The sequence below is a fragment of the Streptomyces djakartensis genome (assembly GCF_014651075.1).
GTDB classification, from domain to species: domain Bacteria; phylum Actinomycetota; class Actinomycetes; order Streptomycetales; family Streptomycetaceae; genus Streptomyces; species Streptomyces djakartensis.
The window spans coordinates 1-729 of the sequence record NZ_BMWE01000068.1; the positions used below are offsets into that span (position 1 = coordinate 1).

At 72.6% G+C, this 729-nt stretch carries 1 protein-coding gene; it reads left to right on the forward strand.

The annotated features are described in order from the left end of the window. Positions 1-729 (forward strand): beta-ketoacyl synthase N-terminal-like domain-containing protein (locus IE212_RS34495; RefSeq protein ID WP_190201934.1); only part of this gene is annotated, 729 nt, incomplete at both ends.

Here is a 729-nt window from a genome sequence, read left to right on the forward strand (position 1 = left end):
CCCCCACCGTCTTCGTCGAGTTCTCCCGCCAGCGCGGACTGGCACCCGACGGACGCTGCAAACCCTTCGCCGACACCGCCGACGGCACCGCGTGGGCCGAAGGCGTCGGCATGCTCCTGGTGGAGCGGCTCTCCGACGCCGAACGGCTCGGCCACCGCGTCCTGGCCGTCGTACGCGGCACCGCCGTCAACCAGGACGGCGCCAGCAACGGCCTCACCGCCCCCAGCGGACCCGCCCAACAGAACGTCATCCGTGAGGCCCTCACCGACGCCCGCCTCACCCCCGACGACATCGACGCCGTCGAGGCCCACGGCACCGGCACCCCTCTCGGCGACCCCATCGAAGCCGGCGCCCTGCTCGCCACCTACGGACACCCCGAACGCCAAACGCCCGTCTGGTTGGGGTCGTTGAAGTCCAACATCGGCCACACCCAGGCCGCCGCCGGCATCGCCGGAATCATCAAGATGGTGCAGGCCATGCACCACGGCACCCTGCCCCGCACCCTGCACGCCGACCGTCCCACCACCAAGGTCGACTGGGCTTCCGGTTCCCTGCGACTCCTCGCGGACGCCCGGCCCTGGCCGGCCGATCCCGACCGGCCGCGCCGCGCCGCCGTCTCCGCCTTCGGCGTCAGCGGCACCAACGCCCACGTCGTACTCGAAGAACCACCGATGCCTGCCGAAGCACCGGCGCCCGACGAAACAACGGCGCCGGCTCATACCCCGCCGG